Here is a 24,659-nt window from a genome sequence, read left to right as displayed (position 1 = left end):
TTTCTAGCCGGGCGCCGCGTTCCGCCAGCGGGCGGCGGCGGCGTCGTCGCCGGCACGGGCCTCGACCCAGCGTTCCCGGCCATCGGCGAATTCCTCACGCTTCCAGAAGGGGGCGCGGGTCTTCAGCCAGTCGATGAGGAAGGCGCAGGCCTCCAGCGCGGCGGCGCGATGCGCGCTGGCCGCCAGCACCAGCACGATCGGCTCGCCCGGCAGGATGCGCCCGACGCGGTGCACCACGGTGCAGCCGGTCAGAGGCCAGCGTGCCTCGGCCTCGGCGGCGATGGCAGCGAGCGCCCGCTCGGTCATGCCGGGATAGTGCTCCAGCACCAGGGCGGCGATGCCGTCATCGGCGCGGCAGAGGCCGAGGAAGCTCGCGATGCCGCCGACGTCCGCCCGGCCGGCCGAGAGGGCGGCGCTCTCCCGGCCCAGGTCGATCGCCGCCTCCTGCACGCGGATTGTCGGCATGGCTCAGCCGCCCGTCACGGGGGGGAAGAAGGCGACCTCGTCCCCCGCCGCGACCGGCTGCCCCCGCCCGCAGAACTCCTGGTTCACCGCCGCGCGGATCTGATCCGCCTGCGCGAAGGCGGCGGCGTGACCGGGGCTGCGCCCGGCGAGCCAGCGCATGAGCCCCTCCACGTCCCGCACCTCGGCCGGGGGCTCCAGCCGCTCCTCGGCCAGGCCGACCTTCTGCCGCACCCAGGCGAAATACAGGATCTGCATGGTCAACGCGGCGTCGGAACCTGGGTGATGCTGCCATCGGCGCCGAGCAGGGTGGTGGTGCCGCCCTGCTGAGTCGCGATCCCCGAGCCGCCGCCAGGCAGGTTGTAGGTACGGTAGGCCGGTCCGCCGCCGCTGGTCACGGCCGGGCCGTTCGGCGTCTGGATCACCTGCCCGTCATAACGCGGCACGGGCGCGGCGGCGGGCGGCGGGGGCGGCGCCATCAGCGTCATCGGCGCCTGCTGGTCCACCATGCGGCGGCCCACCGTGGTGCCGGGCTCCAGCAGCGCGGGGGGCGTGGAGGAGCCCCGGCGCGGCGGCGCGGCCCGCGGCACCGTCGCGGAATCGGCCGCGTCGGGCCGGAAGGGGGTGTCGGGCGTCGCCAGCGTGGTGCGCTCCGGCTCGCCCTCCGGCCAGACATTTCCGGCCACCGGCAGCAGCGGGTCCATCGCGACATCGACGCCGAGGATGCGCTGCGCCGTCAGGCTGTCCGAAGGCACCACCACCTGCTCGCCGGTCAGGATCTGGGCGCAGCCGCCCAGGCCGAGCAGCAGGGCCAGTCCGAGGGGGCGCACCCTTCCGGAACTCCCCGCCGCGATGCGTGTCGGCTGGCTCATGACGGCTGCTCCTGGCTCGTTCTCATGCTGACGAAGATGCGGTGGCGGGCGCCCTGGCTCAAGGCCGGGAGAGTTCCTTCGTGCCCGCGACCGGCTGGTCCGGCCGGGTGAGCCGGGCCGTGTCCTGCGCCTCCGCATGGCGCAGCCCGGCGCGCAGGTAGTCCCAGCCGGTCACCAGGGTCAGGATCGCCGCCAGCCAGAGCAGCGCCTCGCCGATGGCGCTCACCGGAAGGAGGCCCAGGCCGATCACCGAGGCACCCGTATCGCCGGCCAGCAGCACGCCCAGGGCGGTCATCTGCACGCCGGTCTTCCACTTGGCCAGGCGCGTCACCGGCAGGCCGACGGCCAGGCCGGCGAGATACTCCCGCAGGCCCGAGACCAGGATCTCGCGCAGCATGATGACGATGGCCGGCAGCAGCCCGAGCAGCGACAGGCGCGACAGGCCGGCCAGCAGCATCAGGGCGGCAGCGACCAGGAGCTTGTCGGCGATCGGGTCCAGCATGCGGCCGAAGGCCGAGATCAGCTGCCGCTCGCGCGCGATCTTGCCGTCGAAATAATCGGTGATGGCGGCGATGGAGAAGACGGCGCAGGCGCCGAGATCCGCCCAGGGCGCCTGGAGCGCGGCCAGCAGCACCAGCAGCGGCACCGCGGCGATGCGGGAGAGTGTCAGCAGGTTGGGCAGGTCGGTCGGCAATTCAGTGTCTTCCCGGTGGGGCCGCGCGGGGCTTTCCCAAACTAGCCGTCATGGCGCCAGGGTGGAAATGCTCATGGATGCGGGCGGCCATGGCCGGGCCGACGCCCGGGCAGTTGCGCAGGTCCTCGAGACCCGCCTGGCGCACGCCGCGGGCCGAGCCGAAATGGTTCAGCAGGCGCCGCTTCAGGGCGGTCCCGATGCCGGGGATCTCGTCCAGCTCGCTGCGGCTGATCGCCTTGGAGCGGCCGGCGCGGTGGGTGGTGATGGCGAAGCGGTGCGCCTCGTCGCGCAGCCTCTGCAGGTAGTAGAGCACCGGATCGCGCGGCGGCAGCTGCAGGGGCGCCGCGCCGGCCCGGTGGAACCATTCCCGCCCGGCGTCCCGGTCCGGCCCCTTGGCCACGGCCACCAGCGGCAGGTCGCCCAGGCCGAGCTCGGCCATCACCTCGCTGGCCGCCGAGAGCTGCCCGGCGCCGCCATCGATCAGCACGAGGTCCGGCCAGCCTTCCCCCGTCCGCTCCGGATCCTCCTTCAGGGCGCGGCCGAATCGGCGCTCGAAGACCTCCCGCATCATGGCGAAGTCGTCGCCGCCGCCGCTGGCCATCCGGTCGCCGCCGCCGGCGGCGCGGGTCTCGGCCGCCGCGCCCGGCACCTCGGCCAGGATCGGCGGCGGAATGCGCGGCCGGGCCGTGCCCTGGATGGCGTACTTGCGGTACGCGCTCTTCAGGAAGCCCTCGGGCCCGGCCACCACCATCACGCCATAGGCATGGCTGCCCTGGATATGGCTGTTGTCGTAGATCTCGATGCGGCGGGGCGTCTCCGGCAGGTCGAAGAGGCGGGCCACGCCCTCCAGCAGGGCGGCCTGGGCGGTGCCTTCCGCCAGGCGGCGCTCGAGCGCCTCGCGCGCGTTGGTCGCGGCATGCTCGACCGCGGCGCGCTTCTCGCCCCGCTGCGGCCGGTGCAGCTCGACCTTCCGCCCGGCCTTCAGGCTCAGCGCCTCGGCGATCAGCGCCGCGTCGGCCACCTCGTGCGAGAGCAGCACCAGCGGCGGCGGCGGCAGGTCGTCATAGAGTTGGGCGAGGAAGGCCGAGAGCACCTCGGCCCCCTCGGCATCGTCCCGGGCATGGGCGGGGAAGAAGGCGCGGTTGCCGTTGTTGCGGCCGCCCCGGAAGAAGAACACCTGGACGCAGGACTGGCCGGCGATCTGGTGCAGCGCCACCACATCGGCATCGCCGACGCCCTCCAGGTTGATGCTGTTCTGCCCCTGCACATGGGTGAGGCCGCGGATCCGGTCGCGAATCGCCGCGGCGCGCTCGAACTCCAGGGCTTCCGCGGCCTGCTCCATCTCGGCGGCCAGCCGCTTCTGGATCGACGGCGTCTCGCCGGAGAGGAACTTGCGGGCATCGCGCACCAGGCCGGCATAGTCCTCGGCCCCGATGCGCCCGGTGCAGGGCGCGGAGCAGCGCTTGATCTGGTAGAGCAGGCAAGGCCGGTCGCGGCTCTCGAACACCGTGTCGCGACAGGAGCGCAGGAGGAACACCTTCTCCAGCGCGGTGATGGTCTGGTTCACCGCCCAGGCGCTGGCGAAGGGCCCCCAGTAGCTGGCGCCCTTGCGCTTCTCGCCGCGATGCTTGGCGATCTGCGGAAACGGGTGGTCCTCGGTCAGAACCAGCCAGGGATAGGACTTGTCGTCCCGCAGGACGATATTGAAGCGCGGCCTCAGCCGCTTGATCAGGTTGGCTTCCAGCAGCAGCGCCTCGGCCTCGCTGCCCGTGGTGATGATCTCCATCCGCCGCGTGGCATGCACCATGCGGCGCAGCCGCTCCGGCAGCCGGGCGATCTGCGTATAGGCGGTGACGCGCTTCCTCAGGCTGCGCGCCTTGCCCACATAAAGGGCATCTCCCTTGCCATCGAGCATGCGGTAGACGCCCGGGACGAGCGGCATGGTGGCCAGGGCGGCCTCGATCACCGCCAGCCCCTCCATCACCGGCCCCTCGGCGGACAGGCCGGCGGACGGGGAGGGATCGGGCACGGCCTCGGGCGCGGCGGGCGGGTCGCTCGGCTGCTGCATCGGTGGGGTCAAGCACGCCGCAGGACGCGGCTCAAGGGGCGGGGGCGGCGGGGCAGTTTCCCACAAATCCTGTGGATAACCTTGTGGATGGATGGTGGGTGACCATAGCTAAATGGCTGTCATCTGCGGGTCACATGACGTTGCCTAAGCTTTGGGCAAAAAGGTAAGTCGCTGTTTTTGCTTGGCAAGAGGGAAAATTTATCGTTTAGGCCCGGTCAAGCATATTCTTGCTGTTGACGGCACGAGGAGGGTGGACTGTGGCTTCGGCGCGGTGGACGAAATTTTGTCCGCGCTCACGCCCGAGGCAAAAAACGATCCTTTTCGCGAGCTTCGGCGGTGACGTTGCGGCGGATGGGGAGCGGTTTGTCCACCGCTCCTGGGGAAAAGCCTGTGGACGATGGGGTGCCAAACGAAAACTTCGCTGACCGTCACACCGTTCTTCCCGATTGCCGCGCCGATGGGCAGGTGGCCGGCCGGGCCTTGCGGGGGTCAGCGCCGCAGCCGCTCCACCGTCACGCCCACGCCGCCGACATCGGCGATGATGTCCGGCTTCTCCACCGTCACCCGGACGGCCCGCACCCGCTCCACCTCCAGCACCGCCAGGGCGATCCGCTCGGCCAGGGTTTCCGCCAGCCGGACATGGCCGGAGAGCGCGATGCGGCGCGCGGTATTGGCCACCGCCTCGTAGTCGACCACGCGCTCCAGCCGGTCGGCGCCCTGGCCATGCGGCGCGGCGTCGTCCTCCGCCAGCAGTTCGATGTCGATCAACACCCGCTGCGGCTCGCGCTCCTCCGGATGGATGCCGAGCCGGGCCGCGACGGCGAGGCGCCGGACGAAGACACGGCGCAGCCCGCGCGCGGCGTCGGGGTGGTAGCTCATTCGGACTGCCCCGCGCCGCGGGCGGGCGACCATTGCAGGTGCTGCCCGCCATCGAGGGCGATCATCTGCCCGGTCATGGCCGGCAGGGCGAGGATGGCAAGCACGGCGCGCGCCACCTCCTCCGGCCCGGTACCACGGCTGAGCGGCGTGCTGGCGCATTGCGCCGCGAACTGCTCCGGGCTCTGGCGCGGGCTGGGCAGGGCCGGGCCGGGGCCGATGCCGTTCACCCGGATGCGCGGCGCCAGCGCCAGCGCCAGGCTTTGCGTCAGCGCCCAGAGCCCCGCCTTGGACAGGCTGTAGCTGACGAAATGCGGCGTCAGGGACCAGACCCGCTGGTCCAGCAGGTTGATCGCGACCCCCTCGGCCGTGTCGGGGAGGGCGCGGGCCAGGGCCTGGATCAGCACGAAGGGCGCGCGCAGATTGGGCTCCAGGTGGCGGTCCCAGCTCTCCCGCGTGGCGTCGTGCCATTCGTCGCGCTCGAAGACCGAGGCGTTGTTGACCAGCACGCCGACCGGGCCGAGCGCGGCGGCGGCGGCCGGCAGCAGCGCCGCCACCTCCGCCTCGCGCGACAGTTCCGCGGTTAGGACCACGGCGCGGCGGCCTAGCGCCCGCACCGCCTCGGCCACCGCCTCGGCCTCCGGTGCAGGGGCACGGGTCTGCAACGCGACATCGAAGCCGGCGCCGGCGAGCGCCAGGACGATGCCCCGACCGATCCGGCGCGCGCCGCCGGTGACCAGGGCCACCCGCGGGATGCTCTCTGGAATCTGCATGAGGCACAGATGGCGGGGACAGCGGGCGGCGTCCAGCCTATATCCTGCTGTCGTCGCTCCGGACCGGACGGCAGCAGGAGTTCCGCATGCCCGCACCCCTCATCGCCCGCTGGACGGACTGGCACGGCCAGGGTGTGGAGCATCTGGTGCTGCGGCAGAGCTCGGGCCTGCGCCTGGTGCAGTCGGTGGTGATCGGGCCCGGCACGGCGGCCTGGCAATACGCCCTGGTCTGCGACCTCGGCTGGCGGACGCGCTCCGCCCGGCTGCACCGCATCGGGCAGGATCTGGCGGTCGAACTGCGCGCCGACGGGCTGGGCCGCTGGACGGACGGCGTCGGCCGGCCCCTGCCCGAACTGCAGGGCGTGCTCGACCTCGAGATCGGCGTAACACCCTTCACCACCACGCTCGCGCTCCATCGGCTGGGCCTGCGGAGCGGCGAGACGGCGAGCCTGGCCATGGTGCAGCTCGACGCGGACCGCCTCGTCTTCCGCCGCGTGGAACGCCGCCTGGCCTGCCTCGACCGCGGACGTCGCTACCGCCTCGACACGCCGGAGGAGACGGAGTTCGAGGTGGAAGACAATCTGCTGGTGACCGCCTGGCCGGGGCGCTTCCGGCGCCTGGTGCCGCAGCCGGCCTGACCCGCTCGGCCTGCCGGGGTGGCCGCCGGCGAGAATTGCCATCTCCTCCCGCCGCCCCATCTCTGCGTCATGGAACGTCCCTGCATCAAGGTTTGTGATTTCGACGAGCAGAGCGGTTGGTGCCGCGGCTGCGGCATGACCAAGCCGGAGCGCAAGGCGTGGAAGCGGGTTCCCGCCTATCGCGAGGCGATCCTGACCGGCCTCCCGGCCCGGCTGTCGGCCATGGAGATGGCCGGACATGTCGTCGGGGAGGCCGCGAAACGGAGGAAATCGGATAAGGCTTAGAGGGGCGGGGCCGGGCCGGATTCGCTCAGGTCTTTCGAAGCCGTCAGGGAAGAGGGAAGCCAGGGTGTCGCCAGGACAAGATCACCTTTCCTTCCTCCAGGGTGGCGGCGAGATGGGCGGGCGCATCCGCGCGAAGGACTGGACCGCCACGCCGCTGGGCCCGCCCGAGGCCTGGCCGCCGACACTCCGCACCCTGCTGGTCGTGATGCTCGGCACGCCGCAGCCGATGTTCGTGTCCTGGGGGCCGGATCGCATCATCATCTACAATGACGGCTATGCGCCGATGCTCGGCCTGAAGCAGGGCTGGGCGCTCGGGCGGCGGTTCGAGGAGGTCTGGCACGACATCATCGCCGATGTCGGCCCGATCATGGACCGCGCCTATGCGGGGGAGGCCAGCTACGCCGACGATCTGCGGCTGACGATGCACCGCAACGGCTTTCCCGAGGAAGCCTACTTCGTCTTCTCCTACATCCCCATCCGCGACGATTCCGGTCAGGTCGCGGGGATGCTCTGCACCTGCCTCGAAACCACGCGGCGCGTGATGGCGGAGCGCCGCCAGGCCTTTCTCTCGGAGCTGAGCAACCGCCTGCAGCAGGACCAGGATGTCGAGGTCGTCATTTTCGGCCTGGCGGAGAGGATGGGACAGGCCCTCTCGGCCGACAGGATCGGCGCCGCGAGCCTCGACCGTGATGGCTGGATCCGTATCGAGCGCGAATGGAGCGCCCACCGGTCCAGCGGGCTGGGGGAGCACCGCATCGGCACGGGTGGCACCCGCCTGCTGGAGACGCTGCGGGGCCAGGACATGCTGGCGGTCGGGGAGGTGGAGACGGACGCCCTCATGGCCGAGGTCGCTCCGCAACTGCTGCGGAACGGCGTGCGCGCGGCCCTGTTCTTCCTCCTGGCCCCCGAGGGGCGCCCGCCGGCCATCCTCTATGCCGCCAGCGGGCGCGCGCGCCGTTGGGAGGAGGCCGACCTGGCCCTGTTCCGCGAGGTCGGCCGGCGGGTGCGGGGCGTCGAGGAGCACCGGCAGGCGGCGGCCCGCCTGCGCGAGAGCGAGGAGCGGTTCCGGGAGGTGGCGGACAGCGCGCCGGTGCTGATCTGGGCGATGGACGCCGGCGGCGGCATGACCTTCCTCAACCGCCGCTTCGAGATCACCTTCGGCCTGCCGGTCGCCGAGCTGCGGGAGCAGGACTGGCTGGCGCGGCTCCATCCGGAGGACCGGGAGCGCGTGCGGAAGAGTTTCGGGCGGGCATGGCAGGCGCGCCGGCATTACCGCCAGGAAGTCCGCGTGACGGATGGCGCCGGGCGGGTCCGCTGGTTCGATTGCCAGGCGCTGCCCCGCCACCAGGGCGAGGCCTTTCTCGGCTACCTCGGCACGGCGGCGGACATCACCGAGGCACGCCTCGCCGCGGACGAGCTGGAGCGGCGCATCGCCGATCGCACCGCCGAGCTGCGCCGCGCGGAGGAGGCTCTCCGGCAGTCCCAGAAGATGGAGGCGATCGGCCAGCTCACCGGCGGTATCGCCCATGATTTCAACAATCTGTTGCAGGGTATTCAGGGATCGCTTGAGCTGGCGCAGCGGCAGCTCCGCAGCGACCGCCATGTGGAGCGTTTCCTGGAAGGGGCGATCGCCTCGGCGCGGCGGGCCTCCTCCCTCACGCACCGGCTGCTGGCCTTCGCCCGCCGGCAGCCCATCGATCCCCGGCCGGTCCAGGCCAATGACCTCCTGGCCTCCATGGCGGACATGCTGCGCCGGACCATCGGAGAGGGCATCCGGCTGGAGCTCGACCTGGCGCCGGACCTCTGGCTCACGCGGTGCGACGTGAACCAGCTTGAGAACGCCATCCTCAACTTGGCGATCAACGCGCGGGACGCCATGCCGGACGGGGGCGTGCTGCGCCTGGCGACGCGATGCCGGCCGGGCGGCGGGACGCACGGCGAGAGCATCGTCATCGGTGTCTCCGACACCGGCCGCGGCATGCCGCCCGAGGTGCTGGAGCACGCTTTCGAACCCTTCTTCACCACCAAGGAGCCCGGCCGTGGCACCGGCCTCGGCCTGTCGATGATCTACGGCTTCGCCCGCCAGTCGGGCGGCGCCGCCCACATCGAATCGAGCCCCGGCCAGGGCACCACGGTCCATCTCCTGCTGCCCCGCCATCACGGCGTGCTGCCGCCGGCGGCGGCCGAGGCGGAGGCCGTGCCCGGTGGCAGGGGCGAGGTGGTCGCCGTGGTGGAGGACGAGCCGGTGGTGCGGGCGCTGGTGCTCGAGGTGCTGGCCGATCTGGGCTACGAGGCCCGGGTGGCGGAGGATGGCCCCGGCGGGCTGCGGCTTCTGCGCGAGGCGAGGAGGATCGACCTCCTGATCACCGATATCGGCCTGCCGGGCCTCCAGGGCCGGCGGCTCGCCGCGGAGGCGCGGCGCCAGCGCCCGGGCCTGCCCGTCCTGCTGATGACCGGCTATGCCGAGGTCGCCGCCAGCGCCGACGGCTTCCTCGAGCCGGGCATGGAGATGCTCACCAAGCCCTTCGCCATCGCCGCGCTGGCGCGCCGCGTGCAGGCCATGCTGGCGGGCGGCCGCCCCGATCGGCCGCCACCGGAGGGCCCGCGCCCGCTCAGCCCAGCGCCGCCTTTCGCACCTCCTCCCGGATCTCCCCCATCAGCCGGGCCTTGAGCGCGCCGAATTCCGGTGCCGTCTTCACCGTCCAGTCGCGGGGATAGGGCAGGGGGACCGCCACCTCCGCCTTCACCCGGCCCGGCCGGGCCGACATCACCAGGACGCGGTTGGCGAGGAAGATGGCCTCGTCGATGTCATGCGTCACGAACAGCACGGTCTTGCGGGCCTCGGGCCGGTCGCTGCCCCAGACCTCCAGCAGAAGCTCCTGCATCAACTCGCGCGTCTGGTGATCGAGCGCGCCGAAGGGCTCGTCGAGCAGCAGGATCTCGGGATCGTTGGCCAGCGCCCGCGCCAGGGCGGTGCGCTGCTGCATGCCGCCGGAGAGCTGGCGTGGCCAGTGGTTCTCGAAGCCCCGCAGGCCGGTCCGGGCGATGAAGCGGGCGGCGGTCTCGCGCATCTCGGCCTCGGGCAGCTTCCGCTCGCGCAGGCCGAAGCGGATGTTCTGCTCCACCGTCAACCAGGGGAAGAGCGTGTAGGACTGGAAGACCATGCCGCGGTCGGGCCCTGGCCCGCTGACCCGGCGGCCATTGAGCGTGACGCTGCCGCCCGTCGGCCGGTCGAGCCCGGCCACGATCCGCAGCAGGGTGGACTTGCCGCAGCCCGAGGGCCCCAGGATGGAGACGAACTCGCCGGGCGCGACGTCGAGGTCGGTCGGCTGCAGAGCCAGGGTCGGCGCGTTGCCGCCCTGGCCGGGAAAGGTGCGGGTCAGGCCGCGGACCGAGAGCGCCATCACAGCGCCGCCCAGCGGAACAGGCGCCGGTTCAGCGCCTTGAAGAGGAAGTCGGTGACCAGCCCGATCAGGCCGATGACGACGATGCCGAAGATCATCTGGCCGGTATCGAGCAGGCGTTGGCTGTCCATGATCATGTGGCCGATGCCGCTCTGCGCCCCGATCAGCTCGGCGACGATGACATAGGTCCAGGCCCAGCCGAGCACCAGGCGGAGCGCCTCCATGACCTGCGGGGCGGCGGCGGGGATGATGACCCGCCGCAGGATGCCGCTGCCCTTCGTGCCGAGGGTATAGGCCGCCTCCACCAGGTCGCGCCGCGTGCCGCCGGCGATGACGGCCACCATGATGACGATCTGGAAGACGCTGCCGAGGAAGATGACCGAGAGCTTCTGCGCCTCGCCCACCCCGGCCCAGAGGATGAGGAGCGGGATGAAGGCCGAGGCCGGAAGGTAGCGGGCGAAGGAGATGAAGGGCTCGAAGAAGGCCTCGACCGGCTTGTAGGCGCCCATCAGCAGCCCGAGCGGCACCGCGAGCAGGGCCGCGAGCAGAAAGCCCCCCACCACGCGCCAGACGGTCATGCCGATGTCGCCGGCGAAGTTGTACTCGGTGAACAGCGTCCAGCCGGCGGCCAGCGCCTGCCCGGGCGAGGCCAGGAAGAGCGGCTGCACATAGCCGCCATAGGTGACGAGGCCCCAGAGGCCGAGGAACAGGAGGAAGAAGCCCAGGCCCAGCGCGGCGCGCAGGGGGGCGGAGACGGGTTTGAGCGGTTCCAAGCGGCCTCGCGGAGGATGGGGTCGGGCGGGACGGGGAGGGGGGCCGGCCGGCGGCCCCGCCATGGCCTCAGCCGAGGAAGCGCGTGTCGAGCAGCTTCGCCAGGTCCGGCGACTGGCGCACCACGCCCGCCTCCTTCTGCACCTCCAGCGCCTTGGTCATGAACTTCGGCAACTCGTCGGCGACATAGGCGCGGTTCTTCGCCGCGTCCTGCCATTCGATGAACTGCGCGCTGGCCCTGAAGGCCTCGGCGCTCTGGTTCACGCGCTTGCCCATGATCTCGTGCGATGTCGCGGGTTCGCGCGCGATCATCGCCAGCGCGTCGTACCAGCTCTTGATCACCGCCTTCACCGCCGGCTCGTTCTTCGCCACGAAGTCGGGCGTGAAGGCGAGGGTATCGACGACGCAGGGATAGTCGTTCGTGGTGGCAAGGATGCGGCCCTTGTCCTCGCCCATGCCGCGAACCTGCGAAAGGTAGGGCTCATAGGTCGAACAGGCGTCGAACTGCCCGGCGACGAAGGCCTGCGCGGCCGGCTGCGGCGCCAGCGTCGCGGCCTGCACCTCCTTCACCGACATGCCGTTCTCGCGCAGCATATAGGCGAGCACGAAATAGGGCGTGGTGCCGGGGCCGTCGACCGCGACGGTCCTGCCCTTGAGCCCCGCCCAGCCGCCGATGGAGGGCCGCACCGCGATGCCGTCGCCCCCTCTCGACCGGTCGAGCACCAGCACCTGCACCAGCGGCATGGTGCTGCCCCAGAGGATCATGGTGTCGACCGTGGTGACGACGCAGTTCAGCGCGCCGGCGGCCAGGGCCAGGTTGCGCTCGCGCTGCGGCACGAAGCGGGTCTCCACCTCGACGCCATTCGCCCGGAACAGCCCGGCCTGCTCGGCGAGGGTCAGCGGCGCGAAGCCGGTCCAGCCCGACATGCCGATGGTGATCCTGGGCATGGCCTGCGCACGCAGGACAGCGGGAAGGGCGAGCGCGCCGGCGGCGGCGCCCAGGAACAGGCGGCGTTGCATGGATCTTTTCTCCTCAGGGCCTGGCGGCCTCTCCCGGGTGGCAGCCTAGAGCAGATCCCGCCCGGATGGAATCGCCGGCTCAGACGGGGGCGTTCGCCGGGCCAATGCGTTGGAAGGGAGGCCGGAAGGCGCCGCGCCGCCCAGTAGCGCGAGCCTCCAGAAAATCTTCCGGCTGTCAGCGATTCCTTCATGGGTGAGGAACAGAATAGGCACATCCAGAACGGAGCGCTCAGCCATGGTTCAGAATGAACCCCGCATCACCCGCCTCACCGTCCTCGATCCGCGTCAGGCCGGATGGTCCCAGGCGGTGATCGCCGCCGCCGCCGACACCATGGTGCAGGTGCTGGACAGCCGGCGCGACGGCCTGCGCCAGGTCCTGGAGCTGGCGGCGGAGCTGGCGCCGCTCGAGATCATCGACCTGCCCGAGCATGGCGGCGCCGGCCGCATCGTCCTGGGCACCTGCATCCTGGACGCGCAGAGCCTTGGCGGCCAGGAGGACCTTCTGGAAGAGTTGGGCCGCTGCCTGACGCCGGACGGCACGCTGCGGATCGGCGGCAGCAACGCCGGCGGCAGCGTCGGCGCGCGGCTGATGGCGATGCTCGCCCGTGCCCTGGGCCGCGATGTGCGCGCGCCCGGAGCGCGCCGCGCCCAACCGGGCATGCCCATCGCCTGGGCCGGGCCCGGCCTGCCCGGCAGCCCGCGTGCCCTCCTGCATTGAAGGAATGTCCACGGCTCCGGCGTCCCAGGACGCCCGCGCGAAGCGTTGTCCTCCGGGGGATGGGGCGGATGCCGCTGACCCCCTCCGACGCGGTGCTGTGTCCGCTTGCCGGCAGCCCCTCGCCCTTCTAGGGGCAGCCCAGCCCGCAGGAGACGTGGCCGCGCACGCGTAACCCGTGTCCCCGCGCCTGGGCCGCCACCGGCCCGAGGCGCCGCAGGCTCTTCTCGACTGAGCAGTTGATGTTCCTCTGCGAGAGGCCTTCTGGCGCCGGACCGACAGCCGAGCCGGCGGCATCCATCAGGGCGACACGAAGCCGCCCGTCTCGATGCCCGTCGGCCCGACCTCCACCACGCCCACCGGCGGGGGCCCGCTCACGAGGCCGCCTCCGCGGCGAAGGTCACCAGCTCGGTCCCTTCCTCCACCATCTCCTCGGCCTGATGGCGCACGCTTTCCACGCAGCCATCCATGGGCGCGCGCAGCGTCAGCTCCATCTTCATGGCCTCGATCACCACCAGGGGCGCGTTCTTCGCCACGACGTCGCCGGGCCGCACCAGCACGCGGGCCACGCGGCCCGGCACGGGGGCCCGGACCCGGTCGTTGCCCGCCGTCTCCGTTCGTGGCGGCGCCAGCGGGTCCACAACCTCCAGCACATGGTTGCGGCCCTTCAGCACCACCGTCAGCGTTGCGCCCTGCCGCACCACCCGCAGGCGGCGCGCCACGCCATCCAGCAGCAGAACCGATCCGTCTTGCTCCTCCGCGAGCTCGGCTGTCACCGGCCCGCCGGGCAGATCCAGCCGATAGCGCCCCGCGGCCATGGGGCGGGCGCGGATGGCAACCCGCTCGTCGTCAGCCTGCCGGATGTGCAGGTCCTGGTAGCCCTCCCCGTTCATCCGCCACGCATCGGCCTGCGCCCAGGGGGACCACGGGTCGCCGTCGCCGGCCCGCGACGCCGCCTGCTGATCCTTTAATGCCGTGAGAGCCGCGGCCGCCCAGACGATGGCATCGTCAGTCCGGGCCGCCGCCACGGGCATGAGCGCGGCCGCGTGGCGCGCGATGAAGCCGGTGTCCAGTTCCGCGGCCGCGAATGCCCCATGCCCGGCGATGGCGCGGAGCAGTTCCAGGTTCGTCTGCAGGCCGACCACCTCGTACTCCGCCAGCGCGGCGGCCAGACGCCGGACGGCGGCGGGGCGGTCCTCGCCCCAGACCGCCAGCTTGGCGATCATGGGATCGTAGTTGGGCGTGATGCTGTCACCCTGGCGCACGCCGGTGTCCACCCGGACCTCGCCCGGCACTTCCCCGGGCTGACGCAGGTGGGTCAGGGTGCCCACGGCGGGCATGAAGTCCCGCGCGGGGTCCTCGGCGTAGACGCGCGCCTCGATCGCGTGCCCGTGCAGCCGGAGACCGTCCTCCCGCACCGGCAGGGGCTCGCCGCACGCCACGCGGAGCTGCCATTCCACCAGGTCCAACCCGGTCACCATCTCCGTCACCGGATGCTCGACCTGCAGCCGGGTGTTCATCTCCATGAAGAAGAAGGCGTCGCCCTCGGCGATGAACTCCACCGTGCCCGCGCCGACATAGCCGACGGCCCGCGCCGCGGCGACGGCGGCCTCGCCCATCGCCCGGCGCCGCATCGGGTCCATGCCGGGGGCGGGGGCCTCCTCGATCACCTTCTGGTGCCGCCGCTGGATGGAGCAGTCCCGCTCGAACAGCGAGAGCGTGTTGCCCTGCGTGTCGGCGAAGACCTGGATCTCGATGTGCCTGGGACGCGTCAGGTACTTCTCGATCAGCACGCGGTCGTCGCCGAAGGAGGCCAGCGCCTCGCGCTTCGCGCCCTCGATGGCGGCCTCCAGCTCGCCTGCCGCCGGGACAATCCGCATACCCTTGCCGCCGCCCCCCGCTGAAGCCTTGATCAGCACGGGATAGCCGATCCGCCCCGCCTCCCGCGCCAGCAGCGGCAGATCCTGCGCCTCCCCATGATAGCCCGGCACCAGCGGCACGCCGGAGCGCTCCATGAGCGCCTTGGATTCCGCCTTCGAGCCCATGGCGCGGATGGCCGATGCGGGCGGGCCGATGAACACCACGCCCGCCTCGCCGCAGGCCGCCGCGAAGTCGGCATTCTCCGACAGGAAGCCGTAGCCCGGGTGGATCGCCTCGGCGCCCGATCGGCGCGCGACCTCCAGGATGTGCTCGCCCACCAGGTAGCTCTGGCGCGCGGGCGCGGGTCCGATGGGCCAGGCTTCGTCGGCCAGCCGGACGTGCCGGGCCCCGGCATCGGCCTCGGAATAGACCGCCACGGTCGCCACGCCGAGGCGCCGGGCCGTGGCGATCACGCGGCAGGCGATCTCGCCGCGGTTGGCGATCAGGATCTTGCGGAACATGGGCTTTCCCTCCCTCAGCCCTGCCGCCAGGCGGGCGGGCGCTTGCCAAGAAAGGCGGCAATGCCTTCCCGCCCCTCGGCGGAGGCCCGGCGCGAGGCGATGCGCCGGCCTGTTTCCTCCCCCAGCGCCGCGTCCACCGGCCGTCCCCCGCACAGGAAGACGAGGTCCTTGGCGTCGGCCTGCGCGCCCGGGGCGCCCTGGAGCAGGACGATGCTGCTCATCGGCCCGCTCTCACATCCGGAACACGCCGAAGCGCGTCGGCTCGATCGGTGCATTCAGGCTGGCGGAGAGGCCGAGCGCGAGGACACGCCGCGTGTCCGCCGGGTCGATCACCCCGTCATCCCAGAGGCGGGCGCTGGCATAGTAGGGGTGCCCCTGCCGCTCGTACTGCTCGCGGATCGGCGCCTTGAAGGCTTCCTCCTCCTCGGCCGACCAGGTGCCGCCGCGGCCCTCGATGCCGTCGCGACGCACGGTGGCCAGCACGGCGGCGGCCTGCTCGCCACCCATCACGCCGATGCGGGCGTTGGGCCACATCCACAGGAAGCGCGGCGAATAGGCACGGCCGCACATGCCATAGTTCCCGGCCCCGAAGCTGCCGCCGATGATGATCGTGAACTTCGGCACGGCGGAGGTGGCCACCGCCGTCACCATCTTGGCGCCGTCCTTGGCGATGCCGCCCGCCTCGTACTTCCGGCCCACCATGAAGCCGGTGATGTTCTGCAGGAACACCAGCGGGATGCCGCGCTGGGAACACAGCTCGATGAAATGCGCGCCCTTCTGCGCGGATTCCGAGAACAGGATGCCGTTGTTGGCGACAATGCCGACAGGATAGCCCCAGATGTGGGCGAAGCCGCAGACCAGCGTCGGGCCGTAGAGCCGCTTGAACTCGTCGAACGCGCTGCCGTCCACCAGGCGGGCGATCACCTCTCTGACATCATAGGGTGTGCGCGCGTTGGCGGGCACGACGGAATACAGCTCCTCGGGCGCGTAGCGTGGCGGCTCGGGCTGGCGCAGCGCCAGCGCGGGACGCTTCACCGTGTTCAGCCCCGCCACCACCCGCCGCGCGATGCCGAGCGCGTGCGCGTCGTTCTCCGCGAAATGGTCGGTGACGCCGGAGATGCGGCTGTGCACCTCCGCGCCACCCAGTTCCTCGGCGCTCACCACCTCGCCCGTGGCCGCCTTCACCAGCGGCGGCCCGGCCAGGAAGATGGTGCCCTGGTTGCGCACGATGATGCTCTCGTCGCACATCGCGGGCACGTAGGCGCCGCCCGCGGTGCAGGAGCCCATCACCACCGCCACCTGCGCGATGCCCTGCGCCGACATATTGGCCTGGTTGAAGAAGATGCGCCCGAAATGGTCGCGGCCGGGGAACACCTCGTCCTGGTTCGGCAGGTTGGCGCCGCCGCTGTCCACCAGGTAGATGCAGGGCAGCCGGTTCTGCTGCGCGATCTCCTGCGCCCGCAGGTGCTTCTGCACTGTCAGCGGGAAATAGGTGCCGCCCTTCACCGTGGCGTCATTGGCCACGATCATGCATTCCCGCCCCGCCACGCGGCCGATGCCGGTGATGATCCCGGCCGACGGCACCTCGTCGCCATACATCCCGTGCGCGGCGAACTGCCCGACTTCCAGGAACGGCGAGAGGGGATCGATCAACGCACGGATACGGTCGCGTGGCAGCAGCTTGCCGCGCGATACGTGCCGTTCACGCGACACCTGCCCGCCGCCGAGGCGAACCCGCTCCGCCTGCGCGCGAAGGTCCTCCACCAGCGAGCGCATGTGGCGCGCGTTCGCGGCGCATTCCGGCGAGCGCGCGTCCAGCTCCGTCTGCAGCACCGCCATCAGCTCCTCCCCGCCGTCATCGGCACCGTGAGCGGCCCTGTTCTTCCATGCCGCCTTCGTCGCGCGCTGCCCTGTGCGGTCACTTCCCGGTCCCCCTGTCGATGGCGCCCCGTTCGCGCAGCGCCCGGATTGCCTCCTCAGAGTAGTTCAACTCGCGCCGGAGGATGTCCGCCATGTGCTGGCCCAGCAGCGGCGGCGCGGCCAGCGGCGCCTGCGGGCTGCCGGGGAACCTGATGGGGCGCCCGAGCACCCGGACCGCGCCCAGGCTCTCATGCGGCACCTCCACCACCATCTCGCGCGACCGCGCATGCGGGTGGGACAGCGCTTCCCGCACGCCGAGCACCGGGGCATGCGGAACGTCATGCGCCTCCAGGATGGCCTGCCATTCCGCGACCCTGCGCGTGCGGGTGCGGGCGCCGAGGCCGAGGCGCTCCAACACGCCCGGGCGGAAGTTCTCGATCAGCACGTCAGGTCCAGCACCCGAAGCCCCGCGAGCGGGCCTCCCCATGCGACGGCCTCGTCCCTGGCCGTGGCGCCCTGCTGCATCGGTTGATCCACGACGGTTCCCTCCCACACCGGCCTACTGCGCGGTCAGCCCCAGATTCCGCACGATCGGCTCCCAGATGGCACGGTCCCGCCGCATCAGCGCCACCAGGCCGGCGGGTGTCCGGCGCGGCCGGCGCTCCGCCTCGCCAGGTTCCACCAGGCCAACTCCCATCGGGACTGTCACTGGAGTGTAGGCTTCGGCCGCGCATGATCTGCCGGAAGAATCGCCGAGGGCCCACCCATGGACACATCTGCTCGCTCCACCACCGGACCCGACGGGGAGCGAGAAGCGCCGGCGCGGAGCTCCTTTCTCGAGATCCTGCTGGTCTTCCTTCGTCTCGGGCTGACCTCGTTCGGCGGGCCGATCGCCCACATCGGGTACTTCCGCGAGGAGTTCGTCATCCGGCGCCGCTGGATCGACGAGACGGGGTATGCCGATCTCGTGGCCCTTGGACAGTTCCTGCCCGGCCCGGCCAGCAGCCAGGTCGGCTTCGCGCTCGGTGTGCTGCGCGGCGGCCTGCCGGGAGGCGCGGCGGCATGGCTCGGCTTCACCATGCCCTCCGCGCTCGTGATGCTGCTGGCCGCCTACGGGGTCGATGCCCTGACCGGCGGCGCGGGCGCGGGCGTCGTGCATGGCCTGAAGCTGGTGGCCGTCGCCGTGGTGGCGCAGGCGGTCTGGGGCATGGGAAGTGGCCTCTGCCCGGACCGACCCCGCGCCACCCTGGCCGTCCTGGCCACCATTGCCCTGCTTCTCCTTCCTTCGGCAGTGACCCAGCTGGGCGTCCTCCTGGTCGGTGCCGTCATCGGCCTGGCCTTGTACCGCCACGTGGCGGCGGCGGGATCCGACGTCAACCTGCCCTTCCGGGTGCCGCGCGCCGCCGCGCTGTCCGCCCTTGCGCTGTTCCCTGTTCTGCTGGTCGGCCTGCCGCTTCTGGCGGTGGCAACCGGGTCGCATGCCGTGGCGACGGTGGACGCCTTCTATCGTGCCGGCTCCCTGGTCTTCGGGGGTGGCCATGTGGTGTTGCCGCTGCTGGAGCGGGCCATGGTGCCGGCTGGCTGGATCTCGGCGGATGGTTTCCTGGCAGGCTACGGCGTCACCCAGGCCGTGCCCGGCCCGCTCTTCACCTTTGCGGCTTTCCTCGGCGCGGCGCAGGCCCTTTGGCCCAATGGCGTGCCGGGCAGCCTCCTTGCGCTCCTGGCGGTGTTCCTGCCCGGGATCCTGCTGATGTACGGCATGCTGCCCTTCTGGGATGCCCTGCGGGGGCGCCCGGGCGCGCGTGCCGCCCTGATGGGCGTGAACGCCGCCGTGGTCGGCATCCTGGCGGCAGCGCTGTTCGACCCGATCTGGACGTCGACCGTTCGGACTCCGGCGGACTTCGCGGTCGCGCTGACGGCTTTCGCCGCGCTGGTCCTTTGGCAGGTTCCGGCGTGGCTGGTGGTGGTGATGACCGGTATCGCGGGCTGGGCGGTATCCACCCTGCTCGGCGGCGCGTGAGGAGGCTCACCCCGTTGTCGGCAGGCGATCGCAGGCCTTCCGCCGGCTTCTTCGGCCCCGCTGTCTGCCCTCAACCCGCCGCGTCATGCCCGGGAGTGAGATACTCCGTCACCATGGCCACTTCCGCGGCACAGCCCGTGATGACCGCGACGCGCTGGTGCAGGCTCGTCGGCACGATGTCGAGGATGCGGCCGGTGCCGTCGATGGCCGCGCCGCCCGCCTGCTCGATGATCATGCCCAGCGGGTTGGCCTCGTACATCAGCCGCAGCTTGCCCGAACGGCCCGGCTCCCGCGCGTCCCAGGGATAGAGGAAGATGCCGCCGCGGGTCAGGATGCGCTGCACGTCGGCCACCATGGACCCGGTCCAGCGCATGTTGAAATCCACGCCGCGCGGCCCGTCCTTCCCGGCGAGGCAATCCGCGACGTAGCGCTGCACGCCCGGCGCCCAGTGCCGCTGGTTGGACATGTTGACGGCGAACTCCCGGTACCCGGCGGGGATGGTGATGTTCGGCTGCGTCAGCACCCAGGAGCCGACCTCGCGGTCCAGGGTGAAGCCGAACACGCCCTTGCCGAAGGTCAGCACCAGCGTGGTCTGCGGGCCGTAGATGGCATAGCCCGCCGCCGCCTGCTGCCGCCCCGCCTGGAGAAAGTCGGCCTCCGTGACGGCACGCCCGGATGCCTCCTCCGGCGCCTTCAGCACCGAGAAGATGGTGCCGACGCTCAGATTGACGTCGATGTTGCTGGAGCCGTCGATCGGGTCGTAGACCAGCAGGTATTCGCCCTTGGGGTAGCGGTGCGGGATGGGGTGGATGGCCTCCATCTCCTCGGAGGCCAGGGCGGCCAGGTTGCCGCCCCACTCGTTGGCGTCCAGCAGGATGTCGTTGGCGATGACGTCCAGCTTCTTCTGCACCTCGCCCTGGACGTTCTCCTGGCCGAGGCTGCCGAGCACGCCGCCGAGCTCGCCCTTGTTGATGGTGTGGCTGATCGCCTTGCAGGCGCGGGCGACCACCTCGATCAGCAGGCGAAGCTGCGGCGGCAGGTCGCCGCCCTCCCGTTGCTGCTCGATCAGGAAGCGGGAGAGGGTGACGCGCTGCATCCGGTCGGTTCCTTCAGGCATTGGCGTAGCGACGGCCCTGGGCCGCAAGGGCGAGCACCACCGCGCCCAGGACACCGGACAGGACCGACCCGGCGATGACGCCGATCTTCACGGCGTCCTGCATCCCGGGTTGGTCCGGGAAGGCCAGCAGGCCGATGAACAGGCTCATGGTGAAGCCTATGCCGCAAAGCAGCGCCGTGCCGTAGAGTTGCAGCATCGTCGCGCCCGCCGGGGCCGCGGCCAGCCCGGCGCGCAGGGCCAGCCAGGTGCCGCCGAAGATGCCGAGCTGCTTGCCCAGGAACAGACCGGCGGCCACGCCGATGGACACCGACCCCATCGCCACCTCCGGCGCCACGCCGCCGAAGGACACGCCCGCATTGGCGAAGCCGAAGATGGGCAGGACGATGAAGGCCACCGGCAGGTGCAGTGCGTGCTCCAGCCGGTGCAGCGGCGAGATGGTCGTGTCGTCCGGCATGCCCTTGCGGTTCCGCAGCGGGATGACCAGCGCCAGCACCACGCCCGCCAGGGTGGCATGCACGCCCGACTTCAGCACCAGCATCCAGAGCAAGACGCCGAGCGCCAGGTAGGGCCAGAGGCGCGTCACCCCCGCCCGGTTCAGGCCGATGAGCAGGGCCACCACCCCGGCCGAGCCGCCCAGCATCGGGAGCGACAGCTCGGCGGTGTAGAACACGGCGATGATCAGGACGGCGCAGAGGTCGTCGAGGATGGCCAGCGCGGCCAGGAACACCTTGAGGGAGGCGGGCACGCGCGGCCCCAGCAGGGACAGCACGCCAAGCGCGAAGGCGATGTCCGTGGCCGCGGGCACGGCCCAGCCCCGCAGGGCTTCGGCATTGCCGAGGTTGAAGGCGACGTAGACCAGCGCCGGGACCGCCATGCCGCCGAGTGCCGCGATGCCGGGCAGGATACGGCGGCCCCAGGTGGCCAGCTGGCCGTCCAGCATCTCGCGCTTGATCTCCAGCCCGACCATCAGGAAGAACAGCACCATCAGGGCGTCGTTGATCCAGTGCAGCAGGCTGAGCGGGCCGATATAGGCGCGCAGGGCAGCTTGGTAGCCCGGTGCCGCACCGGAATTGGCAACCAGGAGGGCGAGGGCCGAGGCGAACATCAGCACCAGCCCACCGGAGGCGCTGTGGTCGAGGAAGGAGCGGAACAGGGAGGGCTTGCGCCCCGTTGCCTGAATGGTGTCGGCTTCTGGCACGGCGGGAACCTCGTGGTGCTCGGCGAAGGCGAATAGCCACACCCGGTCCCCGGGGAGAAATCGGAAGTTCTGCCTTCCCTTATAGAAATTCTCTATAAGTCGGCCATGCCCCGCATCCAGCAGCTCCGCTACCTCGTGGCCATCGCCGACACCCTGAGCTTCAGCCGGGCCGCCGAAGCCTGCCACGTCACGCAGCCGACGCTGAGCATGCAGGTGAAGGAAATGGAGGACCGGCTGGGCGCCCGGCTGATCGAGCGCACACGCGCCCGCGTCATCCTGACGCCGGCCGGCGCCGAGATCGCCCGGCGGGCCAGGACGATCCTGGCGGAAGTGGAGGACATCCGGGAGATCGCGCGGCGGGACGATCCCGAGGCGCTCCAGGGCACCCTGCTGTTCGGGGTCGTTCAGACCGTCGGCGCCTATGTTCTCTCGGTCGCGATGCCCACCCTCAAGGCCGGGTTCCCGAACCTGCGCATCGGGGTCCGCGAGGACCGCATGGAGAACCTGCCCGAGAAACTCTCCGACGGCACCTTCGAGGCCCTGCTCATGGCGGACGAGCCTGTCCACGCCGATTTCACCTCGGTGCGGCTCCTGCGGGAACCGCTGCACGTCGTGCTGCCATCGGATCACCGGCTGGCCGGATGCAAGATGATCGACCCGGAGGACCTCGCGGGAGAGACCATCCTGACGATGGAGCGCGGGCATCGCATCCACGACCCCATCGCGGCGCTCTGCGAAAGGGTGGGCGCGATCCCTGCACGCGACTACGCCGGCACGACGCTGGACACGCTGCGCCTGATGGTGGCGACCGGCATGGGCATCACCCTGCTGCCAGCGCTCTACGTCCGGTCCGACGTTCTGCGGGAGAAGCTCGTCGTCGCCCGCCCGCTGTCGTCCGGGGCACCGGTCAGGAACCTCACCATGTCCTGGCGCAGCACCTCTCCCCGGCACAGGACCTACGCCCTGCTGGCCGCCAGCATCAGGGAGTGCATCGCGCCGTGGGGGTTGGAGAAGCAAGGCAACCCGGTCTCGTAGTGTGTCGGCTGGCCACGACAGGCCGCCCTAGCGCGGCTCCTGTCCATGCGGGCCGGGCAACCTGTCCCCCGGCAACTGCTCGGCGGCGGGCGCGGATCCGTCGCCATCGCCGAGCGCCTTCTGCATCAGCACAGTGTCGAGCCAGCGTCCATGCTTCCGCCCCACTGACCGCAACGTGCCGGTCAACTCGAAGCCGAACGCCCTGTGGAGGCGAATTGACGCCTCGTTCGCGCTGTCGCCGATGACGGCCACCATCTGCCGGTAGCCGAGCACGGTGCATTCCTCGATCAACGCTCGAAGCAGGCGGCGGCCGATACCGCGGCCCCGGGCCTCCTCCTTGATGTAGACCGAGTTCTCCAGCGTATTCCGGTAGGCCGGCCGAGGTCGGTAGGCGCCTGCATAGGCATAGCCGATCACGCTGCCGTCGGCGCCTTCGGCGACAAGATAGGGAAGGCCGCGCTCCAGGATGGCGGTCCGGCGCTGCCGCATGTCCTCCGCCGACGGTGCCTCCGTCTCGAACGTGGCGGTGCCATGGAGCACGTGGTGCCGGTAGATGGCGGCGATTGCGTTCATGTCGGCCTCCGTGGCGGGCCTGATGGTTACCGCGGCGGGCTGGCCGGCAGGAGCGGCTATGTTCGGAGCGGTCACGAAAGCCTCATCTTTGTTCGGGGTGGCGATCAGCGGCGTCGAAGCGCATGGGGCAACAGTACCAGCACCATCAGGATGTTCAGCCCGGCAGCCGCGCACAGCACGGCCAGCGTGGTGGAGGCGCCGAAGCCGTCCAGCAGCCAGGCTCCCAGAAAGGGCGAGGCGGCCTGCGCGACCAGGGTCGGCATGGCGATGCGTCCCATCAGCACGGCGTAACCTTCCTGGCCGAACAGGGCCAGCGGCACGGTGCCGCGGGCGATGGAGCGGATGCCGCTGCCCATGCCGTACAGGACGATGCCCGCCGCCGCGACCCCCGGCGCGCCGGCCAGCATGCCGAGCCCGACCGCCACCAGCACCGCGGAGACGAGCAGGCTCCAGATCGGGTGCGTCTTCCTGCCGAAGAGCATCTCCAGCAGGCGGGCGCCGACCTGGGCCGGGCCGATCAGCGTGCCCAGGGCAACGGCGGTCCCCAGCGCCAGTCCTTGCGACTGCAGCAGCGTCAGCAGGTGGACGGACAACACGGTCATGATGACCGCCGCCAGGGTGAACCCCGCCGCCAGCATGAGGAAGGCGTAGCGCTGGCCCGCCCGCACATGGCCCGGCGCCGAGGCGGCCCTGGCGGCCGTGGGTGCCGTGGCGGGCTTGGCGGCTTCGCGCGGCACGCCGAGCAGGTAGAGCGGCAGCACGACCGCGAGGTGGAGGGCGGCATAGGTCAGGCAGGCGCCGCGCCAGCCCAACTGGTCCACCAGCAGGGCGCTGAGCGGCCAGCAGACCGTGCTGGCGAAGCCGCCGAACAGGGTGAGGTGGGTGATGGCCGGGCGCGCCTGCTCGCCGTAAAGCCGCCCCAGCGTCGAGAAGGCCGGGTCGTAGAGCCCGGCGCCCATGCCCAGGCCAAGGACCACCCAGGCCAGCACGAAAACGGGCAGGCCGGGCGCCAGTCCGAGCAGGAGCAGGCCGCCGGAGAGCAGGGCGGCGCTGGCGGCGAGCACGGGGCGGCCGCCGCGCCGGTCGATGAAATGGCCGATGCGCGGCGACACCAGGCCGGACACCAGCATCCCGACCGAGAGGGCGCCCATGATCCAGGTCAGTGGCCAGCCGGTGTCGGCGGCGATCGGCCCCGCCAGCACCGCCAGCAGGTAGTAGGAGGACCCCCAGGCCAGGATCTGGCCGACACCAATGGCCGAGACGACCGCCAGCCGGTTCCGGCGCGCCGCCGCAGGGGAAGGGGAAGCGTCTTCCGGCATCGTCGCCTGGCTCATCCGGCTGCGCCGGCCGGCGCGGTCAGCGGCGCAGCCGCGGCGGAACAGCGGGAAGTCATCTGGCGGTCTCCGCGGGGCTGCCCCGGCGGGCGATGCAGGAAGTCGCGGCGAGGCTCAGCATCGGCAGGTCCCCTTGGCCCGGTCCGTGAAGTCCGGGGAAGGGCGGGCGGCGCGGAGGGCAGGTTCCCTGGACATGGAAGCAGGCTATGCCTTGGGGGCCAGGTATCAAGGCGGCTTTACGCCGAAGCGTTCCCGCCCTGTGCCTTCTCCGGAAAGGGAATGGAGACGATCATATAACGGCGCGCACTTAGATGGACTGCGCACGCCGTAACCCTTTGATCTGCGGCGTGCGCCTCTGCACGTTCCACGGACAGGCGCACGGCTTTCTTCAGACCCAGAGCCACCGAGTGCGCCAATCCCGAGACCAGAAAATCTGCCAACAATGTCAGGGTGTTAATGGCTTGGCGATGGTGAGTTCTTCGAAGCCTGCCGCGCGCGGCAAGTTGTGGTGCCGGACGAGGTAGGAACGCGAGCAGCTGAAGCCGAAGCATCCACTATGCGGC

The 24,659-nt window shown here is 71.2% G+C and carries 25 protein-coding genes; 6 read left to right on the top strand and 19 right to left on the bottom strand.

Going from position 1 to position 24,659, the window contains the following annotated elements:
- Positions 1 to 3 precede the first annotated feature (3 nt).
- The 7 genes from D9598_RS17565 to D9598_RS17535 form a co-directional block, all read right to left on the bottom strand.
- The gene (locus tag D9598_RS17565; protein ID WP_198367856.1) at positions 4 to 465 is read right to left on the bottom strand and encodes a molybdenum cofactor biosynthesis protein MoaE; all 462 of its coding nucleotides are present in this window, start codon (positions 463 to 465) and stop codon (positions 4 to 6) included.
- Between the two features lie 3 nt (positions 466 to 468).
- Positions 469 to 720 (bottom strand): molybdopterin converting factor subunit 1, encoded by a 252-nt coding sequence (gene moaD / locus D9598_RS17560; protein WP_198367935.1) that lies wholly within the window; start codon positions 718 to 720, stop codon positions 469 to 471.
- 2 nt (positions 721 to 722) lie between these two features.
- Complete coding sequence (locus D9598_RS17555) at positions 723 to 1,334, bottom strand: hypothetical protein (RefSeq protein WP_198367855.1); 612 nt, start codon at positions 1,332 to 1,334, stop codon at positions 723 to 725.
- 58 nt (positions 1,335 to 1,392) lie between these two features.
- Entirely contained in the window at positions 1,393 to 2,028 is a 636-nt protein-coding gene (pgsA, locus tag D9598_RS17550) for a CDP-diacylglycerol--glycerol-3-phosphate 3-phosphatidyltransferase (RefSeq protein ID WP_198367854.1), read from the bottom strand.
- Position 2,029: 1 nt separating this feature from the next.
- A complete protein-coding gene (gene uvrC, locus D9598_RS17545; RefSeq protein ID WP_370592076.1) occupies positions 2,030 to 4,096 on the bottom strand; it encodes an excinuclease ABC subunit UvrC in 2,067 nt (688 codons plus the stop codon).
- Between the two features lie 489 nt (positions 4,097 to 4,585).
- The gene (locus D9598_RS17540; protein WP_232477401.1) at positions 4,586 to 4,975 is read right to left on the bottom strand and encodes a dihydroneopterin aldolase; all 390 of its coding nucleotides are present in this window, start codon (positions 4,973 to 4,975) and stop codon (positions 4,586 to 4,588) included.
- The gene (locus D9598_RS17535) at positions 4,972 to 5,745 is read right to left on the bottom strand and encodes an SDR family oxidoreductase (RefSeq protein ID WP_198367852.1); all 774 of its coding nucleotides are present in this window, start codon (positions 5,743 to 5,745) and stop codon (positions 4,972 to 4,974) included. Before D9598_RS17535 ends, D9598_RS17540 begins: the two co-directional genes overlap by 4 nt.
- An 86-nt stretch (positions 5,746 to 5,831) precedes the next feature.
- On the opposite strand from D9598_RS17535, the gene D9598_RS17530 reads away from it, so the two are divergent.
- The 3 genes from D9598_RS17530 (at position 5,832) to D9598_RS17520 (ending at position 9,339) form a co-directional block, all read left to right on the top strand.
- Positions 5,832 to 6,383: a putative glycolipid-binding domain-containing protein gene (locus D9598_RS17530; protein ID WP_198367851.1), complete on the top strand. Its 552-nt coding sequence runs from the start codon at positions 5,832 to 5,834 to the stop codon at positions 6,381 to 6,383.
- Positions 6,384 to 6,452: 69 nt separating this feature from the next.
- Positions 6,453 to 6,668, top strand: a complete 216-nt coding sequence (locus D9598_RS21200; protein ID WP_255528794.1) for a DUF1289 domain-containing protein — start codon at positions 6,453 to 6,455, stop codon at positions 6,666 to 6,668.
- A 64-nt stretch (positions 6,669 to 6,732) separates the two neighbouring features.
- Positions 6,733 to 9,339, top strand: a complete 2,607-nt coding sequence (locus D9598_RS17520; protein WP_198367849.1) for a PAS domain S-box protein — start codon at positions 6,733 to 6,735, stop codon at positions 9,337 to 9,339.
- Here D9598_RS17520 and D9598_RS17515 read toward each other — a convergent pair.
- The 3 genes from D9598_RS17515 to D9598_RS17505 all read right to left on the bottom strand — a co-directional run bounded on the left by D9598_RS17515 (position 9,281) and on the right by D9598_RS17505 (position 11,863).
- Positions 9,281 to 10,072, bottom strand: coding sequence for an ABC transporter ATP-binding protein (locus D9598_RS17515; RefSeq protein WP_198367848.1), 792 nt, complete (start codon positions 10,070 to 10,072; stop codon positions 9,281 to 9,283). The genes D9598_RS17520 and D9598_RS17515 overlap by 59 nt on opposite strands.
- The gene (locus D9598_RS17510; RefSeq protein ID WP_232477398.1) at positions 10,072 to 10,845 is read right to left on the bottom strand and encodes an ABC transporter permease; all 774 of its coding nucleotides are present in this window, start codon (positions 10,843 to 10,845) and stop codon (positions 10,072 to 10,074) included. The genes D9598_RS17515 and D9598_RS17510 overlap by 1 nt, the downstream gene beginning before the upstream one ends.
- Positions 10,846 to 10,912: 67 nt before the next feature.
- The gene (locus D9598_RS17505; RefSeq protein ID WP_198367846.1) at positions 10,913 to 11,863 is read right to left on the bottom strand and encodes an ABC transporter substrate-binding protein; all 951 of its coding nucleotides are present in this window, start codon (positions 11,861 to 11,863) and stop codon (positions 10,913 to 10,915) included.
- A gap of 235 nt (positions 11,864 to 12,098) precedes the next feature.
- On the opposite strand from D9598_RS17505, the gene D9598_RS17500 reads away from it, so the two are divergent.
- Positions 12,099 to 12,581 (top strand): DUF4347 domain-containing protein, encoded by a 483-nt coding sequence (locus D9598_RS17500; protein ID WP_198367845.1) that lies wholly within the window; start codon positions 12,099 to 12,101, stop codon positions 12,579 to 12,581.
- Between the two features lie 371 nt (positions 12,582 to 12,952).
- Here the strand turns inward: D9598_RS17500 and D9598_RS17495 are convergent, their stop codons facing one another.
- The 5 genes from D9598_RS17495 to D9598_RS21425 all read right to left on the bottom strand — a co-directional run bounded on the left by D9598_RS17495 (position 12,953) and on the right by D9598_RS21425 (position 17,501).
- Complete coding sequence (locus D9598_RS17495; RefSeq protein ID WP_198367844.1) at positions 12,953 to 14,959, bottom strand: acetyl/propionyl/methylcrotonyl-CoA carboxylase subunit alpha; 2,007 nt, start codon at positions 14,957 to 14,959, stop codon at positions 12,953 to 12,955.
- A gap of 14 nt (positions 14,960 to 14,973) precedes the next feature.
- Positions 14,974 to 15,180: a hypothetical protein gene (locus tag D9598_RS17490; RefSeq protein WP_232477397.1), complete on the bottom strand. Its 207-nt coding sequence runs from the start codon at positions 15,178 to 15,180 to the stop codon at positions 14,974 to 14,976.
- Between the two features lie 10 nt (positions 15,181 to 15,190).
- A complete protein-coding gene (locus tag D9598_RS17485) occupies positions 15,191 to 16,798 on the bottom strand; it encodes a carboxyl transferase domain-containing protein (RefSeq protein WP_198367843.1) in 1,608 nt (535 codons plus the stop codon).
- Positions 16,799 to 16,877: 79 nt separating this feature from the next.
- Positions 16,878 to 17,264, bottom strand: a complete 387-nt coding sequence (locus D9598_RS17480; RefSeq protein WP_370592075.1) for a CoA transferase — start codon at positions 17,262 to 17,264, stop codon at positions 16,878 to 16,880.
- 114 nt (positions 17,265 to 17,378) lie between these two features.
- Positions 17,379 to 17,501 (bottom strand): hypothetical protein, encoded by a 123-nt coding sequence (locus D9598_RS21425; RefSeq protein ID WP_255528790.1) that lies wholly within the window; start codon positions 17,499 to 17,501, stop codon positions 17,379 to 17,381.
- Between the two features lie 84 nt (positions 17,502 to 17,585).
- Between D9598_RS21425 and chrA the strand changes: the two genes are divergently transcribed.
- Positions 17,586 to 18,839 carry a chromate efflux transporter gene (gene chrA / locus D9598_RS17475; protein WP_198367841.1) on the top strand — a complete coding sequence of 418 codons (1,254 nt, stop codon included), beginning with the start codon at positions 17,586 to 17,588 and terminating at the stop codon, positions 18,837 to 18,839.
- Between the two features lie 70 nt (positions 18,840 to 18,909).
- Here the strand turns inward: chrA and D9598_RS17470 are convergent, their stop codons facing one another.
- Positions 18,910 to 19,935 carry a class 1 fructose-bisphosphatase gene (locus D9598_RS17470; protein ID WP_198367840.1) on the bottom strand — a complete coding sequence of 342 codons (1,026 nt, stop codon included), beginning with the start codon at positions 19,933 to 19,935 and terminating at the stop codon, positions 18,910 to 18,912.
- 13 nt (positions 19,936 to 19,948) lie between these two features.
- The gene (gene nhaA / locus D9598_RS17465) at positions 19,949 to 21,154 is read right to left on the bottom strand and encodes a Na+/H+ antiporter NhaA (protein ID WP_370592074.1); all 1,206 of its coding nucleotides are present in this window, start codon (positions 21,152 to 21,154) and stop codon (positions 19,949 to 19,951) included.
- A 105-nt stretch (positions 21,155 to 21,259) separates the two neighbouring features.
- Here nhaA and D9598_RS17460 point away from each other — a divergent pair, with 105 nt between their 5' ends.
- Positions 21,260 to 22,189: a LysR substrate-binding domain-containing protein gene (locus D9598_RS17460; RefSeq protein ID WP_198367839.1), complete on the top strand. Its 930-nt coding sequence runs from the start codon at positions 21,260 to 21,262 to the stop codon at positions 22,187 to 22,189.
- Between the two features lie 27 nt (positions 22,190 to 22,216).
- Here D9598_RS17460 and D9598_RS17455 read toward each other — a convergent pair whose 3' ends face one another.
- Both D9598_RS17455 and D9598_RS17450 read right to left on the bottom strand, forming a co-directional pair.
- On the bottom strand, positions 22,217 to 22,837 hold the full coding sequence (locus tag D9598_RS17455; RefSeq protein ID WP_370592073.1) for an N-acetyltransferase family protein: 621 nt from the start codon (positions 22,835 to 22,837) through the stop codon (positions 22,217 to 22,219).
- 29 nt (positions 22,838 to 22,866) lie between these two features.
- Positions 22,867 to 24,081, bottom strand: a complete 1,215-nt coding sequence (locus D9598_RS17450; protein WP_232477395.1) for an MFS transporter — start codon at positions 24,079 to 24,081, stop codon at positions 22,867 to 22,869.
- Between the last annotated feature and the right edge of the window lie 578 nt (positions 24,082 to 24,659).

The sequence above is a fragment of the Roseomonas sp. KE0001 genome, from assembly GCF_016107285.1.
Classification (GTDB): Bacteria; Pseudomonadota; Alphaproteobacteria; order Acetobacterales; family Acetobacteraceae; genus Pseudoroseomonas.
Note: the sequence above shows the minus strand (reverse complement) of the source record. Positions and strands in the feature narration are given on the sequence as shown.